Origin of the sequence: Pseudomonas sp. SJZ079, assembly GCF_007993865.1 — a bacterium.
Classification (GTDB): Bacteria; Pseudomonadota; Gammaproteobacteria; order Pseudomonadales; family Pseudomonadaceae; genus Aquipseudomonas.
This window is the reverse complement of record NZ_VIUH01000022.1, coordinates 12449-30124: the sequence shown is the minus strand read 5'-3', so window position 1 is coordinate 30124 and position 17676 is coordinate 12449. Positions and strand designations below refer to the sequence as shown.

General features: G+C 59.9%; 18 protein-coding genes. 9 read left to right on the top strand and 9 right to left on the bottom strand.

Annotated elements, in window-relative coordinates; all coding sequences use genetic code 11:
* Positions 1-743: 743 nt before the first annotated feature.
* The gene (locus FBY03_RS17840; RefSeq protein ID WP_147173702.1) at positions 744-1634 is read left to right on the top strand and encodes an ROK family protein; all 891 of its coding nucleotides are present in this window, start codon (positions 744-746) and stop codon (positions 1632-1634) included.
* Positions 1635-1770: 136 nt separating this feature from the next.
* Here FBY03_RS17840 and ampE read toward each other — a convergent pair whose 3' ends face one another.
* The 3 genes from ampE to FBY03_RS17825 form a co-directional block, all read right to left on the bottom strand.
* Positions 1771-2607 carry a regulatory signaling modulator protein AmpE gene (gene ampE / locus FBY03_RS17835; RefSeq protein WP_147173701.1) on the bottom strand — a complete coding sequence of 279 codons (837 nt, stop codon included), beginning with the start codon at positions 2605-2607 and terminating at the stop codon, positions 1771-1773.
* Positions 2604-3167, bottom strand: coding sequence for a 1,6-anhydro-N-acetylmuramyl-L-alanine amidase AmpD (gene ampD / locus FBY03_RS17830; RefSeq protein ID WP_147173700.1), 564 nt, complete (start codon positions 3165-3167; stop codon positions 2604-2606). Before ampD ends, ampE begins: the two co-directional genes overlap by 4 nt.
* A 494-nt stretch (positions 3168-3661) precedes the next feature.
* A complete protein-coding gene (locus FBY03_RS17825) occupies positions 3662-5965 on the bottom strand; it encodes a DUF1631 domain-containing protein (RefSeq protein ID WP_147173699.1) in 2304 nt (767 codons plus the stop codon).
* A gap of 381 nt (positions 5966-6346) precedes the next feature.
* On the opposite strand from FBY03_RS17825, the gene nadC reads away from it, so the two are divergent.
* From nadC to FBY03_RS17810, 3 genes are all read left to right on the top strand, one after another.
* Entirely contained in the window at positions 6347-7195 is an 849-nt protein-coding gene (nadC, locus tag FBY03_RS17820) for a carboxylating nicotinate-nucleotide diphosphorylase (protein WP_147173698.1), read from the top strand.
* A 199-nt stretch (positions 7196-7394) separates the two neighbouring features.
* Positions 7395-7637, top strand: coding sequence for a CopG family ribbon-helix-helix protein (locus FBY03_RS17815; RefSeq protein ID WP_147173697.1), 243 nt, complete (start codon positions 7395-7397; stop codon positions 7635-7637).
* A gap of 16 nt (positions 7638-7653) precedes the next feature.
* Complete coding sequence (locus FBY03_RS17810) at positions 7654-7911, top strand: type II toxin-antitoxin system RelE/ParE family toxin (RefSeq protein ID WP_256677974.1); 258 nt, start codon at positions 7654-7656, stop codon at positions 7909-7911.
* Between the two features lie 218 nt (positions 7912-8129).
* Here the strand turns inward: FBY03_RS17810 and FBY03_RS17805 are convergent, their stop codons facing one another.
* From FBY03_RS17805 to FBY03_RS23430, 5 genes are all read right to left on the bottom strand, one after another.
* Complete coding sequence (locus FBY03_RS17805; RefSeq protein ID WP_147173695.1) at positions 8130-9083, bottom strand: ABC transporter ATP-binding protein; 954 nt, start codon at positions 9081-9083, stop codon at positions 8130-8132.
* On the bottom strand, positions 9080-9919 hold the full coding sequence (locus FBY03_RS17800) for a hypothetical protein (protein ID WP_147173694.1): 840 nt from the start codon (positions 9917-9919) through the stop codon (positions 9080-9082). Before FBY03_RS17800 ends, FBY03_RS17805 begins: the two co-directional genes overlap by 4 nt.
* A gap of 1 nt (position 9920) precedes the next feature.
* Positions 9921-10694 (bottom strand): ABC transporter permease subunit, encoded by a 774-nt coding sequence (locus FBY03_RS17795; RefSeq protein WP_256677973.1) that lies wholly within the window; start codon positions 10692-10694, stop codon positions 9921-9923.
* Positions 10695-10924: 230 nt separating this feature from the next.
* Positions 10925-11332 (bottom strand): hypothetical protein, encoded by a 408-nt coding sequence (locus FBY03_RS17790; protein WP_147173692.1) that lies wholly within the window; start codon positions 11330-11332, stop codon positions 10925-10927.
* Between the two features lie 22 nt (positions 11333-11354).
* Positions 11355-11540: a prepilin-type N-terminal cleavage/methylation domain-containing protein gene (locus FBY03_RS23430; protein WP_090448064.1), complete on the bottom strand. Its 186-nt coding sequence runs from the start codon at positions 11538-11540 to the stop codon at positions 11355-11357.
* Positions 11541-11774: 234 nt separating this feature from the next.
* On the opposite strand from FBY03_RS23430, the gene pilB reads away from it, so the two are divergent.
* The 5 genes from pilB to yacG all read left to right on the top strand — a co-directional run bounded on the left by pilB (position 11775) and on the right by yacG (position 16456).
* Positions 11775-13481 (top strand): type IV-A pilus assembly ATPase PilB, encoded by a 1707-nt coding sequence (pilB, locus tag FBY03_RS17780; protein WP_147173691.1) that lies wholly within the window; start codon positions 11775-11777, stop codon positions 13479-13481.
* A 3-nt stretch (positions 13482-13484) separates the two neighbouring features.
* Entirely contained in the window at positions 13485-14705 is a 1221-nt protein-coding gene (locus FBY03_RS17775) for a type II secretion system F family protein (protein WP_147173690.1), read from the top strand.
* Between the two features lie 3 nt (positions 14706-14708).
* Positions 14709-15578 (top strand): A24 family peptidase, encoded by an 870-nt coding sequence (locus FBY03_RS17770; RefSeq protein WP_147173689.1) that lies wholly within the window; start codon positions 14709-14711, stop codon positions 15576-15578.
* A gap of 69 nt (positions 15579-15647) precedes the next feature.
* Positions 15648-16259: a dephospho-CoA kinase gene (gene coaE, locus FBY03_RS17765; RefSeq protein WP_147173688.1), complete on the top strand. Its 612-nt coding sequence runs from the start codon at positions 15648-15650 to the stop codon at positions 16257-16259.
* The gene (gene yacG / locus FBY03_RS17760; protein WP_147173687.1) at positions 16256-16456 is read left to right on the top strand and encodes a DNA gyrase inhibitor YacG; all 201 of its coding nucleotides are present in this window, start codon (positions 16256-16258) and stop codon (positions 16454-16456) included. The genes coaE and yacG overlap by 4 nt, the downstream gene beginning before the upstream one ends.
* A 425-nt stretch (positions 16457-16881) precedes the next feature.
* Here yacG and FBY03_RS17755 read toward each other — a convergent pair whose 3' ends face one another.
* Complete coding sequence (locus FBY03_RS17755; protein WP_147173686.1) at positions 16882-17571, bottom strand: energy-coupling factor ABC transporter permease; 690 nt, start codon at positions 17569-17571, stop codon at positions 16882-16884.
* Positions 17572-17676: the final 105 nt, after the last annotated feature.

Genomic DNA, 17676 nt, shown 5'->3' with positions numbered 1-17676 from the left:
TCCTGACTCAAGCCCGCCTGGCTGGCGACCAGTTTGATAAAGACCTGCGAGCTGCCCAACAGCTTTTCGGCTATCGCGGATTTTCCCTGCAAGGATGTTTCGCTCTGCACTGCTTGCAGTTTGCCGATCATTTCGTCGCGCTTGCTGGCGAACTCTTCGACCTGTTCGGCCTCGTGCGCGACCGGCTGTAAGCCTTTTAGGGTCTCACCCAAGGCGCGCTGCAGCTGCTCCAGGCGACTTTCCAGATCGCCCGCATTACCTGACTGACCAATCACCGCATTGATCTGTACCAGGTCGGCGTAGCTTTCCAGGTCGCGGCGCAGGGAGAGCGTCTCACCCAGCAGGTCGAGGCTTTCCAATGCCGCCTGGGTACTGACGAACTGCCGATAGGAGTCGCGCACCAGGTAGAAGTTGGTGACCAGCATCGGCAGAAAAAACAAGACGCTGATCAAGCTGAACTTCATGCCGAAGCTGAGACGGTTCATTAACGCGATAGCCGGATACAACACGCTCTTCACAAGACGTCTCCCGTCCTAATAATTATTGTGGTGTAACGTTTCGAGGTCGGCCGCCGAGCATCTCAGGCTAAGGCCTGGACGTCCCTTGGCGCTTGACCAAAGGCGCTCGAATCAGCATGAGAAATACTGGCAAATCAGCGCAGGCAATACGCACAGAGCATTTGTCGAGCACGGCATGCTTATATACCCGCTATCGGCACCAATCTCTGTAACTAAAGGTTAAGCATGCACGGTTCTTTACGCCTCGGTATCGACCTCGGCGGCAGCAAAATAGAGCTGATCGCCCTGGACAACGGCGAGCAACGCTGGCGCCAGCGCGTCGCCACGCCGCAGGGCGATTACCGGCAAACCCTGGCGAGTATTGCCGGCCTGGTTGAGCACGCCGAACGCGAACTCGGCATGCGCGGTAGCGTCGGCATTGGCATCCCCGGCAACCGCTCACCGGATCACGGAAGGATCAAGAACGCCAACTCCACCTGCCTGATCGGCCATGACCTGCAAGGCGACTTGGAACAGCTGCTGCAACGTCCGCTGCGGCTGGCCAACGACGCCGACTGCCTCGCCCTGTCCGAGGCCAGTGATGGCGCCGGGGCTGGGGCAAATAGTGTATTCGGCGTCATTCTCGGCACCGGCGTCGGTGGTGGCCTGGTCATCCACGGCCGACTGCTCGCTGGGCCCAATGCAATTGCCGGTGAATGGGGGCACAACCCGCTGCCCTGGCGAAGCCATGCCGATGGACCGAGCCGGCGCTGCTACTGCGGGCAAGACGACTGCATAGAGACCTTTCTGTCGGGCCCTGGCTGGGCCGCACGCAGAGGTTTGCAGCTGGACGCCAGCGGCATAGTCGCCGCTGCCAACACCGGCGACCCGGCTGCCCTGCAGGCCGTGGCGCTGTATTGCGATCAGCTGGCCCGCGGTCTGGCATCGGTGATCAACCTGCTCGATCCGCACGTCATAGTGCTCGGCGGCGGCCTGTCGAATATTGCCGCGCTGTATGCCCAAGTACCGCCGCTGCTACAACGCTATGTGTTTTCCGACCAGGTCAACACCCGCCTGCTGCCGGCCAAGCACGGCGACTCCAGCGGCGTGCGCGGCGCCGCCTGGCTATGGGACTGAGTGGCGCAGCCGGTAAGCCGCACTCGTCGCCCTACTTACGGGCTGCGGTCATGGGCTGAGCGGACCACCCAACACTAGGTCTGACAGGCTGCTTTAAACGCCGTATCGGCAACCTAGGTAGTTTTTCAACGGCCTGCTAAAAGAACAGCGCCCACAGAGCAAATACCGTGTACCAGAGCACCGCGGCGCGCACCAGCAACTGCCATAGGCCATCCAGGCTGCTGACGCCCGCCTCGCCGATCACCGGCTCGGGTGTATCGTTGGCCGCACGGCCGACATTGATCACCAACTGCGCCGCAGAAATATCCCAGCTCAACAACTCATGCAGCAAGGCACGGCTGACCGCGACGAAGTTGCCGACCAAAGCAAAACTCGCCGCCAGCATGCGCACCGGCAACCAGTCGAAGGCATGCCGCAGTTGCACCGCGCGCTCGCGGATGACCTCCTGCTCGGCATGTTCGGCCATCAGGGCCAGCAGCCGGTAAGCCAAGGCAGCCAGAGGCCCCAGCAGCGCATACCAGAAAATAACGGCAAACAAACCCTGGTAGGCCTGCCACAGCAAATAGCCCTGCACACTCTTCAGCAGCGCGCCTTCTTCCTCGGCCTCGACGGCCAGGTCGCGACGCGCCACGATGTACGCCGCCTCGCCATCGCCACGGCGCCAGCTGTCGCGAAACGGCCCGAGCGACGCCAGCAGGTCACCGCGCCCCAGGCTGTAAATCAGCACCAGCAAATGCACCGGCAATGCCAGCCAGCCGTAGGCCACAGGTTCCAGCAGAGTCAACACCAACGCCAACGCCAGCAGCGGCAACCCCACCATCAACACCATCACCAGCCACGGACTCTCGATAAAGTCCGCTTGCCGTTCGGCTTTGGCCAGCAGTCGCAGCCAGGGGCCGTCCTGCTGGATTGCGCTGCGCCATGCGGAAAACTTCTCGACCCAGAGCACCAGCAGTAACACCAGAAAGCTCATAAACCCTCCTTTGTATTGATCAACGCGGTGCGCAAGCGCTGCCAATCGAACGCCGGACCGGGGTCCGTCTTGCGCGCCGGGGCGATGTCACTGTGCCCGCAGATACGCTCTTGGGTCAGTGCCGGATACGCGCCCTGCAACTCGCCGACCAGTTCCGCCAGGGCGGTGTATTGCGCGTCGCTGAACGGCAGCTCATCGGTGCCTTCCAGCTCGATGCCAAGGGAGAAGTCGTTGCAGTTCTCTCGCCCGGCGAAGCAGGATTGCCCAGCATGCCAGGCGCGCTCGCTGCAGGAGACGAACTGGGTAACGGCGCCATCTCGCTCGATCAGAAAATGCGCCGACACCTGCAGGGTCGCGATCTCGGCAAAATAAGGGTGTTCGTCGGCAGCCAGGCGATTCAGGAAGAACTCTTGAACCTTGCCAGTGCCGAACTGCCCCGGCGGCAGACTGATGTTATGGATCACCAGCAGAGAGACCTCCCCCTGCGGGCGTGCATTGAAGTTAGGTGAAGGGCAATGGCGAACGCCTTGACACCAACCACTGGTGACATCCAGTTGCATAGCGGCTCCTTGAATGAGCCTCCACTCTAGAGTAGCCGAGCAACTGGGCCAAGGGTTGCTTGCCAGCCCCTGCCAGCGAGCCCAGCCTTACCCACCCGTAAGCCTCGTGGAAGGCTCTTGGTCAGGCCGGTGGCAGCCGTTGCAGGAAACACCTGGGCAAAAACCTGCAGCCGCGGGCTTGCTCCTGTGCCCTATCAGAAATATCCATCGGAGTCGCAAGCTGGGTGAGACGCCTGCGCGGTGATCCGGTCAAGCAGCCGAATCCGAAGCGACGTAACCCAGCATTGGCCGGTGAAAGCGATGATGCCTTGCTGGGTTACGCGGCGCTCGAAGCATTCTGTCGCTGACACGCCGCTAACATGCGCCGCTAACCCAGCCTACATGGCTGCTGCGCTTGCCTGCCAACCGCGGTTCTGCCTCGAAGAGACTTTATTTTGGAACCGCTCCTTCGCGAGCTTTTGTCTGTAGCCGAAATTTGCGCAGCTGCAACCGAGTCAGACGCCCTTGAGTCGGCGCAGGTTGCCAATCACCGACTCCAGGGCGCGGTCGAACAGCAGTGCATCGTCGAGCAAGCGGATGGCATTGCGGCGAAACTCCACAGCCAGGCCCATCCGGGTCTTCTCCAGCACCTTCATGCCGGTCCGGTTGACGAAAATAAACTTGCCGGTCGGCTTGATCACCGCGGCCAGTTTGCAGCGCAGCTTGTGCTCTTCGTCTTCCTGAAACTCGACCCAACTGCCGACCCGCAGGTTGTCCACCCGCAGCAGGGCTTCGTCGTCATCCGCCAGACAGACTTCAGCCTCGCGGCTTTCACCCGGCACCAAGAGGACGATTTCTTCGACCACCTCGACCATGGCGGGCGCTTCCGACTCGTCGGCCGGAGGTAGCTCGAGTAGCGGCAAGTCGATCCCAGCCTCAGCCAGGCTGGCAGGCTGTTGAGCCTCAATCTCACTCGCAGCCGGCTTTTCAGCTTCGACCAGATCTCGCTTGAAGCGCTGGAAAGCTTGCACATGCAAGGCCTCCAGCTGATTGAAGAAACTACTGCTGACGAACGGATCGAACGCCGCGCCGGCCATGCCTTCGCGCAGCGCCTTGAGCATTCCAGGTACCAGTTCAAGCAAACGCACGCGCGCTTGCGGGTCATCGTGCGGCGCCACGCTCCAGATCAAGTCATCCATGGTGGCCAACGCCGCCTGCCACTGCGCCGACTCCGCGCCGTGCTTCAAACAGCTGAGCATCAGCACCTTGCTCCAGCCTTCTTGCAGCAGGCGCACCACCACCTCCGGCAACTTCTTGCCCAGCAGACGCTCATTCAGTGCCTGCTCGACCTGGCGCCGGGCCAATTCGGCTTTGGCGCTGCCCTCCTCGGCATCGCGCGTGCGCTGCTCGAGCAACTCGCTACGGCGCCGCTCGTCCCCGCTAAAGGCGAGAAACTCGGCCAGTAACTCGGAGAAAATCAGCGGATCATCGACAAAGTCGTTGAGCAAACGCTGCACCACGCTGTCGATCTTCTGATACAGGCTGTCGCGCTGGGTATCGTCCTGCTCACCCCAGCCGAGAGCGGCCGAGGCAATTTCATTGAGCAAACGACGCGCGGGGTGGCTGCCGCGACTGAAGAAGGTCTTGTCGAGCACGGCCACCTTGAGCATCGGAATCTGCAAGCGCCCGATCAAGGCTTTCAGCGAATCCGGCAGGGTGCGGTCGTCGAGGATGAACTCGAACAGCATCGACACCAGGTTGATGACGTCCTCATCCACCTCGCCAACCACCCGCGCCTTGCCGCTCTTGGCGCTGGCGCGACTGAGCAGCTGTTCAAGCTGTTCGCGCAGGTCGAACTCATCGCTCAGCTGGGCAGGTGCACGCTGCTGCATATGCGAGAGCAGGCGCATCAGATCGCCACTGGAGATCGGCCGCGCATCGGCCGACGGCGCACTACGTCGCGGCGCAACGCTGCCGCGCGCCTGCGAGAGCAATTCCTGCAGGGCGCCGAAGACTTCCTGCACACCCTCGTCCATGTACTCGCCGCCATCCAGCTGCGGCGGAGACTCCGCGCCAGCAGCTCGCGCTGGGCTAACCGCACGTCCAGGGTTACGCGGCAGCGGCGTCGACTTCAACTCCGGCAGCACGCCGGCGACGGTCAGGGCTTGATTGGCCTCGGCGTAAAGCTGATCGAGGTCGGCCAATACATATTTTTCAAACAGCTTGAGGATGATCAGCTTGACCCTGATTTCCACACCCAGACTGCTGCACGCCTCCAGGAACTGTTCACAGAGCACGGCCGGCCCCAGGGGGTTGGACTTGTCATCGAGTTTCTTGCTGACCATGGCATTCAGTCGTGTGGTCAGATGCCCCAAGGCCATGCTGGCACGGTTCATCACCTTGGCGACCATGACCTCAATCGCCACGGACTCTTCCAGCTCATCGTTCTGTACCAGCGACAAGCTGTCGAACGACAGTGCATCCAGAGGCCGCGCCTTGCCGATCTCATATTGATTAAGGGTGGCGAAGGACGCCAAGACGTTACGCAGGAAGCCCTGTTCGATATTTTTACGCTTCAAGCGCAAATCACGCATGGCCTCGAAGAAGGCATTCTGCTCGGCATTGCTGGTCGCCCGATCCGCCATGTCGAACAGCGTGTCGTCGGCATTATCGAACAGCGCCTGCAGCGTCAGCTTGAGCCGCTGCGCAGCGTTATCACGCACCTGAATGAGCGCCACGGGCAGTCTTCCTACCGGCGAAGTGGGCGAGAGCTCAGCGGTCACCTTGTTCAGGTGCACCACGTTCGCATCAGTCTTCATTGCGAGTCTCCTGCAGGTAGCCCCTCCTGGGCGAACCGAGCTGCATAGCGGCCAATGAGCGTCATCCGTAACGTCAAAGTCATGGCGTCAACTTTATAAAAAAGCATTATAGAGAGACGCAGCTCCACACCCAGCCGAGATCTTCTCGATACATGACTCAGGTCACAGATGCAGCACAGCGGCCTGCTCAACGGTCGATGGCATAGCACGAATGCACGGAAGGCGGCCTCCTGAGACAGACGCCAACCAGAGCGGCCGCCCAACCACCCATGCCACCGGTAAAGCCGCAGTTCCGTTCGCACCTCAAGTACTGTTGTCGATCTCGCTGCATCGGTCGTCGGCAATCCCTATAATCGCCCGACTCAGACAGTGGAGCCCGTCATGCCCAACCTCATCCTCGCCAACCTGACCGCCGAAATCGAAGCCAACGTGCGTCGCGCCCTGGCCGAGGACATGGGCAGCGGCGACATCACCGCCCAGCTGATCCCTGCCGAGCGGCTGGCCCAAGCCAGCGTGATTACCCGCGAAGCCGCGGTGATCTGCGGCACGGCTTGGGTCGATGCGGTGTTTCGCCAGCTCGACTCGCGCGTGACTGTGCACTGGCAAGTCCGCGATGGCGAACGCGTGACGCCCAACCAGCCCCTGTTTCACCTCGAAGGCCCGGCCCGCGCCCTGCTCAGCGGCGAGCGCAGCGCACTGAACTTCCTGCAGACACTGTCTGCCGTCGCTACCCGCTGCCAGCATTACGCCGACCTGGTGCACGACACCGCGGTCAAACTGCTCGACACCCGCAAGACCCTGCCCGGCCTGCGTCTGGCGCAGAAATATGCGGTCACCTGCGGCGGCTGCCACAACCACCGAATCGGCCTGTATGACGCCTTCCTGATCAAGGAAAACCATATCGCCGCCTGCGGCGGCATCGCCCAAGCGGTAAAAGCCGCCCACCACATCGCCCCCGGCAAACCGGTGGAAGTCGAAGTGGAAAGCCTGGAAGAACTGCAACAAGCCCTGGCGGCCGGCGCCGACATCGTCATGCTCGACGAATTGTCACTCGACGACATGCGCCGCGCCGTCGCCCTGACCCAGGGCCGCGCCAAGCTGGAAGCCTCGGGCGGAGTCAACGAGAGCACATTGCGGGCGATTGCCGAGACCGGCGTGGATTACATCTCGATCGGTACGTTGACTAAAGACGTCAAGGCGGTGGATTTGTCGATGCGTTTGAGTCTGTAAGTGAGTTGATGCTTCGTGATAACCGCCGCCTACGCGAAGCCACCCCGCACACGCCACACCGCAGTCACCCGTAGGATGGATTAGCCGCGCAGCAGCGTAATCCGTCGAACCACGCGATGACAGTTCGCCAGACCATGGCTCATATGCAAGATCGCTTGTGTGCTAGCCTGTACACATGCAAGCACAAGCTGGAGCCAACATGTCCACCACGATGACCATCCGCCTGGAAGAAGACACCAAGGCCCGCCTGGATGCTCTGGCCGGCTCGACCAACAGAAGCAGGTCTTTTCTGGCCGCCGAAGCTATTCGCGAGTACATCGAGCTGAACGAATGGCAGATCGGGGAAATAAAAACCGCACTAGATGAAGCTGATAAAGGCGACTTCGCAAGCCCCGGCGAAGTCGAAGCCCTGCGCAACAAGTGGGGCGTGAGTGCAGATTAAGTGGCTACGGACAGCCTTGCGTAACCTGGACGAAGAAATCGATTTCATTGCAGTTGAAGACCCACACGCAGCACAGCGAACCGCGTCACGAATCCTTGCCGCCGTCGCCCTGCTTAAGCTGCAACCTGGTCTTGGACGCCCCGGCCGAGTTCCCGGCACCCGCGAGTTGGTGGTGCTCGACTCTCGTTACCTGATCCCCTATCGCGTCAACCACCAGGCGGTAGAAATCCTTCGGGTATTTCATACATCAAGAAGCCTCCCGCAACGCTGGTAAGCACCAGAACTTGGAGCCCCCCCATAGGTTTGTCGAGGCGGCTAAGTTGGCGAGCCGAACCGTAGGATGGATTAGCCGCACAACGGCGTAATCCGTCGCCCGCCGCACAATAACAAACGCCCCGCACCAGGCGAGGCGTTTGTTTATAACCGCAGCAGGACCATTGCACGGCTCGCGGCAAGCGGCGGAAGCCCCTTCGGGGATTCCACCCTACGGTCCTACGCAGGCACGCCGGGGCGCGACACAAGCGCAGAATGCTCTGGGGAATTGACCTTGTGCGCCGCCTCTTCGAGAATCTTGAAGAACACGGATTCCAGCGATACCGAGGGCTTCACTGTCAGCAGATGCCCGCCCAGTTGATTCAACTGCGCAATAAAGGCGGGCAGGTCAGCCTGCGTCACCTCGCACTCGTATTCACCCTCACGTAACTGAACAGCACCCGCAGCGATGGGTTGCTCGGCGTTATAACGCACGATCATATGATCGGCCCGCTCGGCCGCCAGCTCGCGAGGCGAGCGCACGGTCAGCAACTCGCCTTTATTGATAAAACCGAAGCGGTCGGCAATACGCTCGACATCGTGCAGCACATGGGAGGTGAAGAAGATCGCCCCGCCCTGGTGTTTGTACTCGGTGAGGATATCCACCACATCCTTGCGCCCGACGGGATCGAGCCCGGACAACGGCTCATCGAGGATCAAAAGCTTGGGCTGCACCACCATAGCATGGGCCAAGGCCACACGCTGCGCAGTGCCCTTGGACAGCTCACGGATGCGTCGCTTGGCTACAGCAGCAATGGAGAAGCGCTCCAGCCAGTGCAGGCACCAGGCGTCGGCATCCTTGCGCTTGATGCCGTACATGGACAGACCCATGCGCAGGATTTCCAACGGGGTGAACTGCTCGTAAAGTGCGGGAGACTCAGGCACGTACGCGATACCTGCACGCGCTTTAGGATTACGCGACGACATGCCGTAGAGCGTCACCTCGCCCGAATAGTCGTTGATCAGGTCGAGCATGATCTTGATGGTAGTGGACTTGCCAGCACCGTTGGGCCCGACGAAGCCAAATACCTCGCCCTCGGCCAAGTCGAAGCTGACCTCGCGCAGTGCCTGCACCGACTTGCCCTTGACCCTAAAGGTCTGACTGACGCCATGAAACTCCAGTGCCGCACTCACGACTGATCCTCCATGCCGGCGATCTTCATTTTTTTCAAGATGATGCGCCCCTCGCGCAACTCGTAGCCGAGCCTGAGCGGGTCATCCGGTAAGGCCGGCAATAAACCGGAATCGATCAATTGTTCCAGACTAGTCAGCGCACCGTTTTTCGCCTCGAAGCGACGCTGCGCCTCGCGCAGGGCGAGCAGACCTTGCAAGCGCACGACGCGTTTGTCGAGCATGCCGCGCAGCTTGGGGTCGCTAGCGGCGTCGCGCTGCTGGGTCAGGTAATCCAGGGCCAGCTGCTCATCGGCGAAGGTTTCCGCCCGCAGCATCACCGCCAACTTACGCAAGCCTGCGGCATTTGCCGACGAGCGCTGCGCACCCAGTTCAAGTACCCGCTGCGCCTCGGCGATGTCGTGTTGGAAGAACGCCTGGTTGACGCCATAGAAGAAAGCTGGAATGAAATCCCAAGTACGACACTGCACCGCCGCACGCAGCACCTGATTACCCTCGTCGACCGCACCACCCCAGGTGAGCAAGCCGTTGGCCAGGTAATAGTTGTCTTCATGGCAGGCATTCAGTTGCGCGACGACCTGCTGAGCGCGGATCAGGTAGTTGGCATCAGTCTGGCCATCCTGCATGCCTGTAGCGGCTAGGCGCATCGTTTCCAGGTCGGCGGCAAGGAAGCGATCGCCGCCGTAGAGCGCCAACAGGATTGGAGCGGCAATCACCACGCGACCCTGCACTTGTGGCTGTTCGACCAACAACGGTTGCTGGGCGCGCCAGAAGGCGATGCCGGCAAACGCGGCAAACCCCAGCAGGGCCAGCGACAGGGGAACATAGCTGGTGCGCATATCAGGCAAACCGTTTGCGTTGCAGCGCCCAAACGGCCAGAGCCAGCAAGGCGACTATATAAGCCAGACTGGAGAGCAACAGCCAGGGCCAGTCGGTGGGTAGGAAGTCCATAGTGCCGTAGAGCGTGACCATGCGCACATCCAGCGCACCGAGATCCGGCAGCAGATAGCCGAGCACACCGAGGCTGACGCGGTAGCTCTCGGCATAACCAACCACTGAGGCATCACGACTGAGCAATTCGATAATGGCGGCGAAGGAACGCGCCACCAGCATAAAACCGAAAGTACCGATCAAGACGAAACTGGGGGTCGAAGCGACCACGGCGAGCAGGCAGGCCAGCGCGGTAAGGAGCAGCAGGTCCACCCCGATAAAAGCAATGGTCACCAGATAGTGCAGACCCAGCGCCACCGGCGTGCCCTGCTCGTAGCCCTGGCCCACCAGTCCGACCACAACCCCCAATAAAAGCGCCATCACCAGCAGCAACCCTAAGGTCAAGGCGCTAACAGCAAGAAAACGCCCCAGCAGCAAGCTATGCCGTGGACGCGGATAGGTCAGGGAATTGAGAAAATAGCGCCGATCGAACTCGCGAGAGAGCAGCTCCTGGGACATCAGCACTAGCACCAACGGCAACAGCAAACGCATGACCGACAGGCCAACATCCAGCGCCACGGTAGCCGACTGGCGACCACTGAACTGGGCCGCCAGCAGTGCGGCCGACGCCAGAACCAACAACGAACAGCCGGCCAGCCATAAATAGCGGGCGCGCAAGGCCAAGCGAATACTGGTTATAAAATCAGAGAAATACAACATTAGCGCCCGCAGAAACTTATTGAAAGGTAAAGTAAAATCGCAACCCGAGATTAGCTGCGACCTTCTTAAAACCAGTAAAATTGAGCTTTACTCAAGAAGGTCTATAAATAATACTAATTCCACGCCAATTTTTCCACATCAAGTAAAAAAGGGGAGATCCCCTCCCCTCCCCTTCCCCACACTCAAAATACCAACTACAGAAGACCGGCTGCAGTCTCAGCGGTTACAGCGGTACAGAGACCTGCTGGATAAGCAGATGTAACCGTACCGCGCGCAGTGCTAGCGCCTGCCATTGCAGGGCCAGTTACTGTAACGTTAGCAGTTGTACACGTTGTGTTATCCAGCGGATCGGTGCAGGTTGTCACCGGCGCAGTGCGGCTCGCGGTACGGCCTGCAGTATGACATGTTGAAATAGCGATCCGGGTGGCACTACAAGCAACACCAGCTACAACGTTACTAGTCAGATTGATCGCAACATCCTCATTCAACAAGGTTGCGCAAGCACCTGTTGTAGTAACTAAACCACTGGGCGCAGTCAGCTGCACAGCAGAAGCCGCGCCAGAAACCATCAAACCCGCAAGCAACAGAGTAATCTTTTTCATTTTACGCCTCCTAGGCTCTAACTTACTTCAGCGACGAAATAATAGCGGTAATACCGTTCTTGGCATCAGCCACTGCGGAAGTATCGTTCGCCTTGGCGCGATACTCGTTGAACTGCGGAATAGCGATGGCGGCGAGAATGCCGATGATCGCGATCACGATCATCAACTCGATCAGGGTAAAACCTTTTTGCTTCTTGAGAGACTTCATGGACAAGCTCCTGTTGTAGTTAAGGTCAGCGACCTGACACCAAACAAAGCAGATGCCGTGCCAACTCTACAAAGCTTGCAATCCTAGTGTTTTGCCAGCACCAATCGCAGCTTCCAGAACCCCATCACGGCAACAACTGACATTTTTTGTCAGGCACAGATGCCGTACTTGGGCTTAGCGAGTTATTAGGCTATAAATCTGCAGCATCCGCCTCCATTTAATTAGAAGAGCGTAATGAACGAAGCCCCCAACCTGACCGGCCTAGCTCGACAATTAGTCAACGCCGAGTTGCTGGATGAACGCGCCGCTGCTCAGGCCCAGGCCCAGGCGTTGCGCAACAAGATCCCGCTGGTGTCCTATCTGGTGCAGAACAAACTGGCCAGTAGCCGGGCCGTGGCGGAAATCGCCTCCGAGCAGTTCGGCGTGCCGCTGTGCGACCTCAAGGCCATCGACAAAGACAGCCAGCCACACGACCTGGTCAGCGAAAAACTCTGTCGCCAGCATCGCGTATTGCCACTGTATCGGCGCGGCAACAAACTGTTCGTTGCGCTGTCCGACCCGACCAACCACCAGGCGGTCACCGACATCCAGTTCAGCACCGGCATCAGCACCGAAGCGCTGCTGGTCGAGGACGACAAACTGGGCGAGGCCCTCGACAAATTCTTCGATGCCGGCACCAGCGGCATGGAAGATTTGGCCGATGTCGACCTCGACGGACTGGATGTCGAGGCAGTGGATGACAACCAAAAGGAAGACGCCACGCAGGACTCCGACGATGCGCCGGTGGTGCGCTTCGTCAACAAGATGCTGCTCGATGCCATCAAGGGTGGCTCATCGGACCTGCACTTCGAGCCTTACGAGGCAACCTACCGGGTGCGCTTTCGCACCGACGGTATTCTGCATGAAATCGCGCGGCCTCCAATCCAGTTAGCACCGCGCATCTCCGCGCGCCTCAAGGTGATGGCGGCGCTGGATATTTCCGAGCGACGCAAGCCGCAGGATGGCCGGATCAAGATGCGCATCTCGAAAAGCAAATCCATCGACTTCCGCGTCAGCAGCTGCCCGACCTTGTGGGGCGAAAAGATCGTGATGCGGATTCTCGACCCTTCCAGCGCACAAATGGGCATCGATGCGCTGGGCTATGAGCCGAACCAGAAAGACCTGTACATGGCGGCGCTCAAGCAACCGCAAGGGATGATCCTGGTGACCGGGCCGACCGGCTCGGGCAAGACGGTGTCGCTGTACACCGGCCTGAACATTCTCAATACCGTGGATGTGAATATCTCGACCGCCGAGGACCCGGTGGAAATCAACCTGGAAGGTATCAATCAGGTCAACGTCAACCCCAAGCACGGGATGGACTTCACCGCAGCCTTGAAATCCTTCCTGCGCCAGGACCCGGACATCATCATGGTCGGCGAGATTCGCGACCTGGATACCGCCTCCATCGCGATCAAGGCGGCCCAGACCGGGCATATGGTGATGTCCACCCTGCACACCAATAGCGCCGCGGAGACTCTGACGCGCCTGCGCAACATGGGCGTGCCCTCGTTCAACATCGCCACCTCGGTCAACCTGATCATCGCCCAGCGCTTGGCACGCAAATTGTGTAGCCACTGCAAGAAGGAAGTGCAGATCCCGCGCGAAGCACTGCTTGAAGAAGGGTTCCCGGAAGACAAGATCGGTACTTTCAAGATTTATGGGCATACCCCGGCCGGCTGCGAAAACTGCAACGGCGGCTACAAAGGCCGTGTCGGGATTTATGAAGTGGTTAAAAACACGCCTGCCCTGCAGCGGATTATCATGGAAGAAGGCAACTCCATTGATATCTCCGCGCAAATGCGCAAAGACGGCTTTAATGACCTGCGCACCTCAGCATTGCTGAAGGCCATGCAAGGCATCACCAGCCTCGAAGAAGTGAACCGCGTGACAAAGGACTAACCGATGGCGGCCAAAGCTCTAAAAACCAGTGTGTTTACCTGGGAAGGCAAAGACAAGAAAGGCGGCACAATCAAGGGCGAGCTATCGGGGCAATCCCCCGCCTTGATCAAGGCCCAGCTGCGCAAACAGGGCATCAACCCGACCAAGGTGCGCAAAAAGCCTGTATCGCTATTTAGCGCAGGGAAGAAGATCAAGCCCCTCGACATCGCCCTGTTTACCCGGCAGATGGCGACCATGATGAAAGCCGGGGTGCCGCTGCTGCAGTCCTTCGACATCATCGGCGAAGGCTTCGAAAACCCCAACATGCGCAAGCTGGTCGACGAGGTTAAGCAGGAGGTTGCGGCAGGCAATAGCTTCGCCGCCTCGCTACGCAAGAAGCCGCAGTACTTCGACGACCTGTATTGCAACCTGGTCGACTCGGGCGAGCAATCCGGCGCACTGGAAACCTTGCTGGATCGAATAGCCACCTACAAAGAAAAAACCGAAGCTCTCAAGGCCAAAATCAAAAAAGCCATGACCTACCCCATATCGGTCATCGTGGTGGCGGTGATCGTTACGGCGATTTTGCTGATCAAGGTCGTTCCGCAGTTTGAAAGTGTGTTTGCAGGCTTCGGCGCCGAACTACCGGCCTTCACTCAGGTGGTAGTGAATATGTCCCGCGGCCTGCAGGAGTGGTGGTTCCTGTTTGTCATTGGCATCTTTGCCATCGCCTTCACCTTTAAAGAGGCCCACAAACGCTCGGAGAAATTCCGCGATTTCCTCGACCGCACCCTGCTCAAGGCGCCTATTGTGGGCGACATTTTGTACAAGGCAGTTGTCGCGCGTTATGCGCGGACTCTTGCCACTACCTTCGCCGCAGGTGTGCCACTGGTCGATGCCCTCGAGTCGGTGGCCGGGGCTACCGGCAACGTGGTGTTCAGAAATGCCGTGCATAAAATCCGCAACGATGTTTCTTCCGGTACCCAGTTGAACTTCTCGATGCGCACCACCGGTATCTTTCCGAGCATGGCCGTGCAAATGACGGCCATTGGTGAAGAGTCTGGCTCACTGGATGAGATGCTGGACAAGGTTGCGGGTTTTTACGAAGACGAAGTGGACAACGCGGTAGACAACCTGACCACGCTTATGGAACCAATGATCATGTCGGTGCTCGGGGTATTGGTTGGCGGCCTGATCGTGGCTATGTACCTGCCGATCTTCCAACTGGGCGCGGTGGTCGGCTAACTCATGACCCTAGAAATTCTGGCCGGCAGCTTGCCGGCCTTCGTTTTTTGCTGCCTGATTCTTGGGCTGTTGATTGGCAGTTTTCTCAACGTAGTGGTTTATCGCCTGCCACTGATGTTGGAGCGTGACTGGAAGACTCAGGCGCGTGAAATTCTTGCGCTCCCCAGCGAACCCCAGCAGGCCACCTTCAACCTGATTTTGCCCAATTCGCAATGCCCGCAGTGCGGCCACGAGATTCGCCCCTGGGAAAATATCCCGCTGCTGAGTTTTCTGGCGCTGCGCGGCAGATGCTCCAGTTGCAAGACTCCCATCAGCAAACGCTACCCCTTGGTGGAACTGGCCTGTGGCCTGCTGTCGGCTTATGTCGCCTGGCACTTCGGCTTCAGCTGGCAAACCGCTGGCATGCTGCTGCTGACCTGGGGCTTGCTGGCGATGAGCCTGATCGACGCCGATCACCAGTTGCTGCCGGATGCGCTGGTACTGCCGCTGCTGTGGCTCGGGCTGATCGCCAATTACTTCGGGCTGTACGCCAGCCTGGGGGATGCTGTCTGGGGCGCAGTGGCTGGTTATTTGAGCTTGTGGTCGGTGTACTGGCTGTTCAAACTGGTAACCGGCAAGGAAGGTATGGGCTACGGCGATTTCAAGCTTTTGGCCATGCTCGGCGCCTGGGGCGGCTGGCAGGTGTTGCCGCTGACCATTCTCTTGTCGTCGTTGGTTGGCGCCATTCTTGGATTGATCATGCTGCGTCTGCGCAACGCAGAAAGCAGCACACCGATCCCCTTTGGTCCCTATCTGGCGATAGCCGGCTGGATTGCTCTGCTCTGGGGTGATCAAATAACCGGGACCTACCTGCAGATTGCAGGCTTTAGATAAGCCCGGACCGGCAACCACTCACAGAGTACGGCGTTCCGGGCTTTAGAATGCCCGAGGAAACCCATCGCTGTGACTAAACCCTGGATTCTTGGCCTGACGGGCGGCATTGGCAGCGGCAAGAGCGCCGTCGCCCAGTACTTCGTCGAACAGGGCGTGCACTTGGTGGACGCCGATCATGCCGCCCGCTGGGTGGTCGAGCCCGGGCGACCAGCGCTGGCGAAAATCGCCGAGCACTTTGGCAGCGAGGTACTGCAAGCCGATGGCCAACTGGACCGTGCGGCGCTGCGGGCGCGGGTGTTTACCGATGCCGACGAGCGCCGCTGGCTGGAAGCCCTGCTGCACCCCCTGATCGGCCAGGAAATCATGCAGTACCTGGCGCGTGCCGAGTCGCCCTACGCCATTCTGGTGTCGCCACTGCTGATCGAGTCCGGTCAGTACAGACTGACCCAGCGCGTGCTGGTGGTCGACGCCCCCGAACAGCTGCAAGTACAACGCACCATGCAGCGCGACCACACCTCGGCCGAACAAGTGCAGGCGATCCTCAAGGTGCAAGCCAGCCGCGAGGAGCGCTTGCGCCATGCCGACGATGTGCTGGTGAATGATCGCGACCTGCCCTGGCTGCAGGCCGAGGTCAAGCGCCTGCACCACTTCTACCTGACCCTACGTGGAGGCCAACCATGAGCACCCCGACTACCGTAGCCTGCCCAACGTGCGGCGCACCTGTTGAATGGGGCCCACAAAGCCCAAACCGGCCCTTCTGTTCGGAGCGCTGCAAGTTGATCGACCTGGGCGCCTGGGCGTCTGAAGAGCACGCCATCCCCGGCGACAACCTGGAAGACGACCTGTTCTCCGGGGAGCTGCCGCCCCGCGAGCACTAGTGTCACGACAACGCTTAAATATTGGTGAATCGCGCGATCCCTGTAGGGTGGGTTAGACGCATGCTACCGATAGCGATGAGCCCGCAAGATCCGTTGCGCCGTAACCCACCATCGGCGCGACGCAGGCCTATCGCCTGGTGGGTTACGCGGCGCGCCACGATAGCGCGACCTGAACGCTCGGAGGTTGGCGCCGCTAACCCACCCTACAATGCTCCGACATTTCATGATTGACACGGCACTAACCTTCGCTCGCTACATTTTTCAACGGCCTGCTAACCGCGCAGCAAAGGCGCATCCCGCTGTCATCGCGCGGATCATCCAGATTGTCGGCGAGAAACTGCAGCTGCGCGGCCAAGTCTTCGGCCTCACGCTCAAGCTGGCTGCGCTGCACGCGCGCGCCGAGCGACCTGCTGAAGCCGGCCCAATCAGCGTGGTGGGCTGTCATCCTTCCAAGGGGCCGACAGGTAGCGCGAGCGATTGAAGGTTTCCAACCAATCCGGGCAGAACACCACCAACGCGGCGATCACTACACCGTTGATAAACGCCTCGGGAAAGATCACCAGCCAGAGGTAGCCGACAAAATCCCCAAGCCAGGGCGGCATCGGGAACAGTCCATCGAGCCACAGCACGCCCAGCCCCACGAGAATGCACAGCAAGGCGGCCAATGCCGCCGGGAAAAAACCGCTGAAGAAGATGTACACAAACAGGTTGCGCGGCTGCGTGCGCTCGACTCGCAGGGCGCAAACCTCGGTGACGGTGACCGGGATTAGCACCAGCAACAGCCCGTTCACCCCCAGCGCAGCCAGGTCTTGCAGCCCCAAGACCAACATCCCCAACTGCGCAATAAAACCGACCAGGACGGCCAACGGCCAATCGAGCAGCAAGGTCACCGTCGTCATGCCCAGCAGGTGGTAAGACAACCCGGAGTCGAAATCGCGACGCACCAGCCACAGCAGCGCCAGCGCAAATGCCGCGCCGAACAGCAGATGCTGACGGCGCTGATCGCTGAGCAATTCCAACCACGGCGCCCGCCCCAGAGCCCAGAGCAGCGCAGGCATATACAGCAGCCAACCGGCAATCTGAGTGGAGGGTGAAAGCAGTTCGGCGGCGATCATAGAACAAGGTCCGGCAACGCAAAGATGACCCGGCCAGTCTACACCGGCCCCGCGCAAGAACACGCGCCACCGCTGGACGCCGCGCGATCAGCCAAAAGCGTGCGG

Bases quoted from the DNA above. Each gene is read 5' to 3' on its own strand.
- yacG (WP_147173687.1), top strand. From the start codon at position 16,256: ATGAGCACCCCGACTACCGTAGCCTGCCCAACGTGCGGCGCACCTGTT.
- FBY03_RS23430 (WP_090448064.1), bottom strand. From the start codon at position 11,540: ATGAAGTCTCTCAAGAAGCAAAAAGGTTTTACCCTGATCGAGTTGATG.
- FBY03_RS17770 (WP_147173689.1), top strand. From the start codon at position 14,709: ATGACCCTAGAAATTCTGGCCGGCAGCTTGCCGGCCTTCGTTTTTTGC.
- ampD (WP_147173700.1), bottom strand. From the start codon at position 3,167: ATGCAACTGGATGTCACCAGTGGTTGGTGTCAAGGCGTTCGCCATTGC.
- FBY03_RS17775 (WP_147173690.1), top strand. From the start codon at position 13,485: ATGGCGGCCAAAGCTCTAAAAACCAGTGTGTTTACCTGGGAAGGCAAA.
- FBY03_RS17825 (WP_147173699.1), bottom strand. From the start codon at position 5,965: ATGAAGACTGATGCGAACGTGGTGCACCTGAACAAGGTGACCGCTGAG.
- nadC (WP_147173698.1), top strand. From the start codon at position 6,347: ATGCCCAACCTCATCCTCGCCAACCTGACCGCCGAAATCGAAGCCAAC.
- ampE (WP_147173701.1), bottom strand. From the start codon at position 2,607: ATGAGCTTTCTGGTGTTACTGCTGGTGCTCTGGGTCGAGAAGTTTTCC.
- FBY03_RS17800 (WP_147173694.1), bottom strand. From the start codon at position 9,919: ATGCGCACCAGCTATGTTCCCCTGTCGCTGGCCCTGCTGGGGTTTGCC.
- FBY03_RS17815 (WP_147173697.1), top strand. From the start codon at position 7,395: ATGTCCACCACGATGACCATCCGCCTGGAAGAAGACACCAAGGCCCGC.
- FBY03_RS17790 (WP_147173692.1), bottom strand. From the start codon at position 11,332: ATGAAAAAGATTACTCTGTTGCTTGCGGGTTTGATGGTTTCTGGCGCG.
- pilB (WP_147173691.1), top strand. From the start codon at position 11,775: ATGAACGAAGCCCCCAACCTGACCGGCCTAGCTCGACAATTAGTCAAC.
- FBY03_RS17840 (WP_147173702.1), top strand. From the start codon at position 744: ATGCACGGTTCTTTACGCCTCGGTATCGACCTCGGCGGCAGCAAAATA.
- FBY03_RS17755 (WP_147173686.1), bottom strand. From the start codon at position 17,571: ATGATCGCCGCCGAACTGCTTTCACCCTCCACTCAGATTGCCGGTTGG.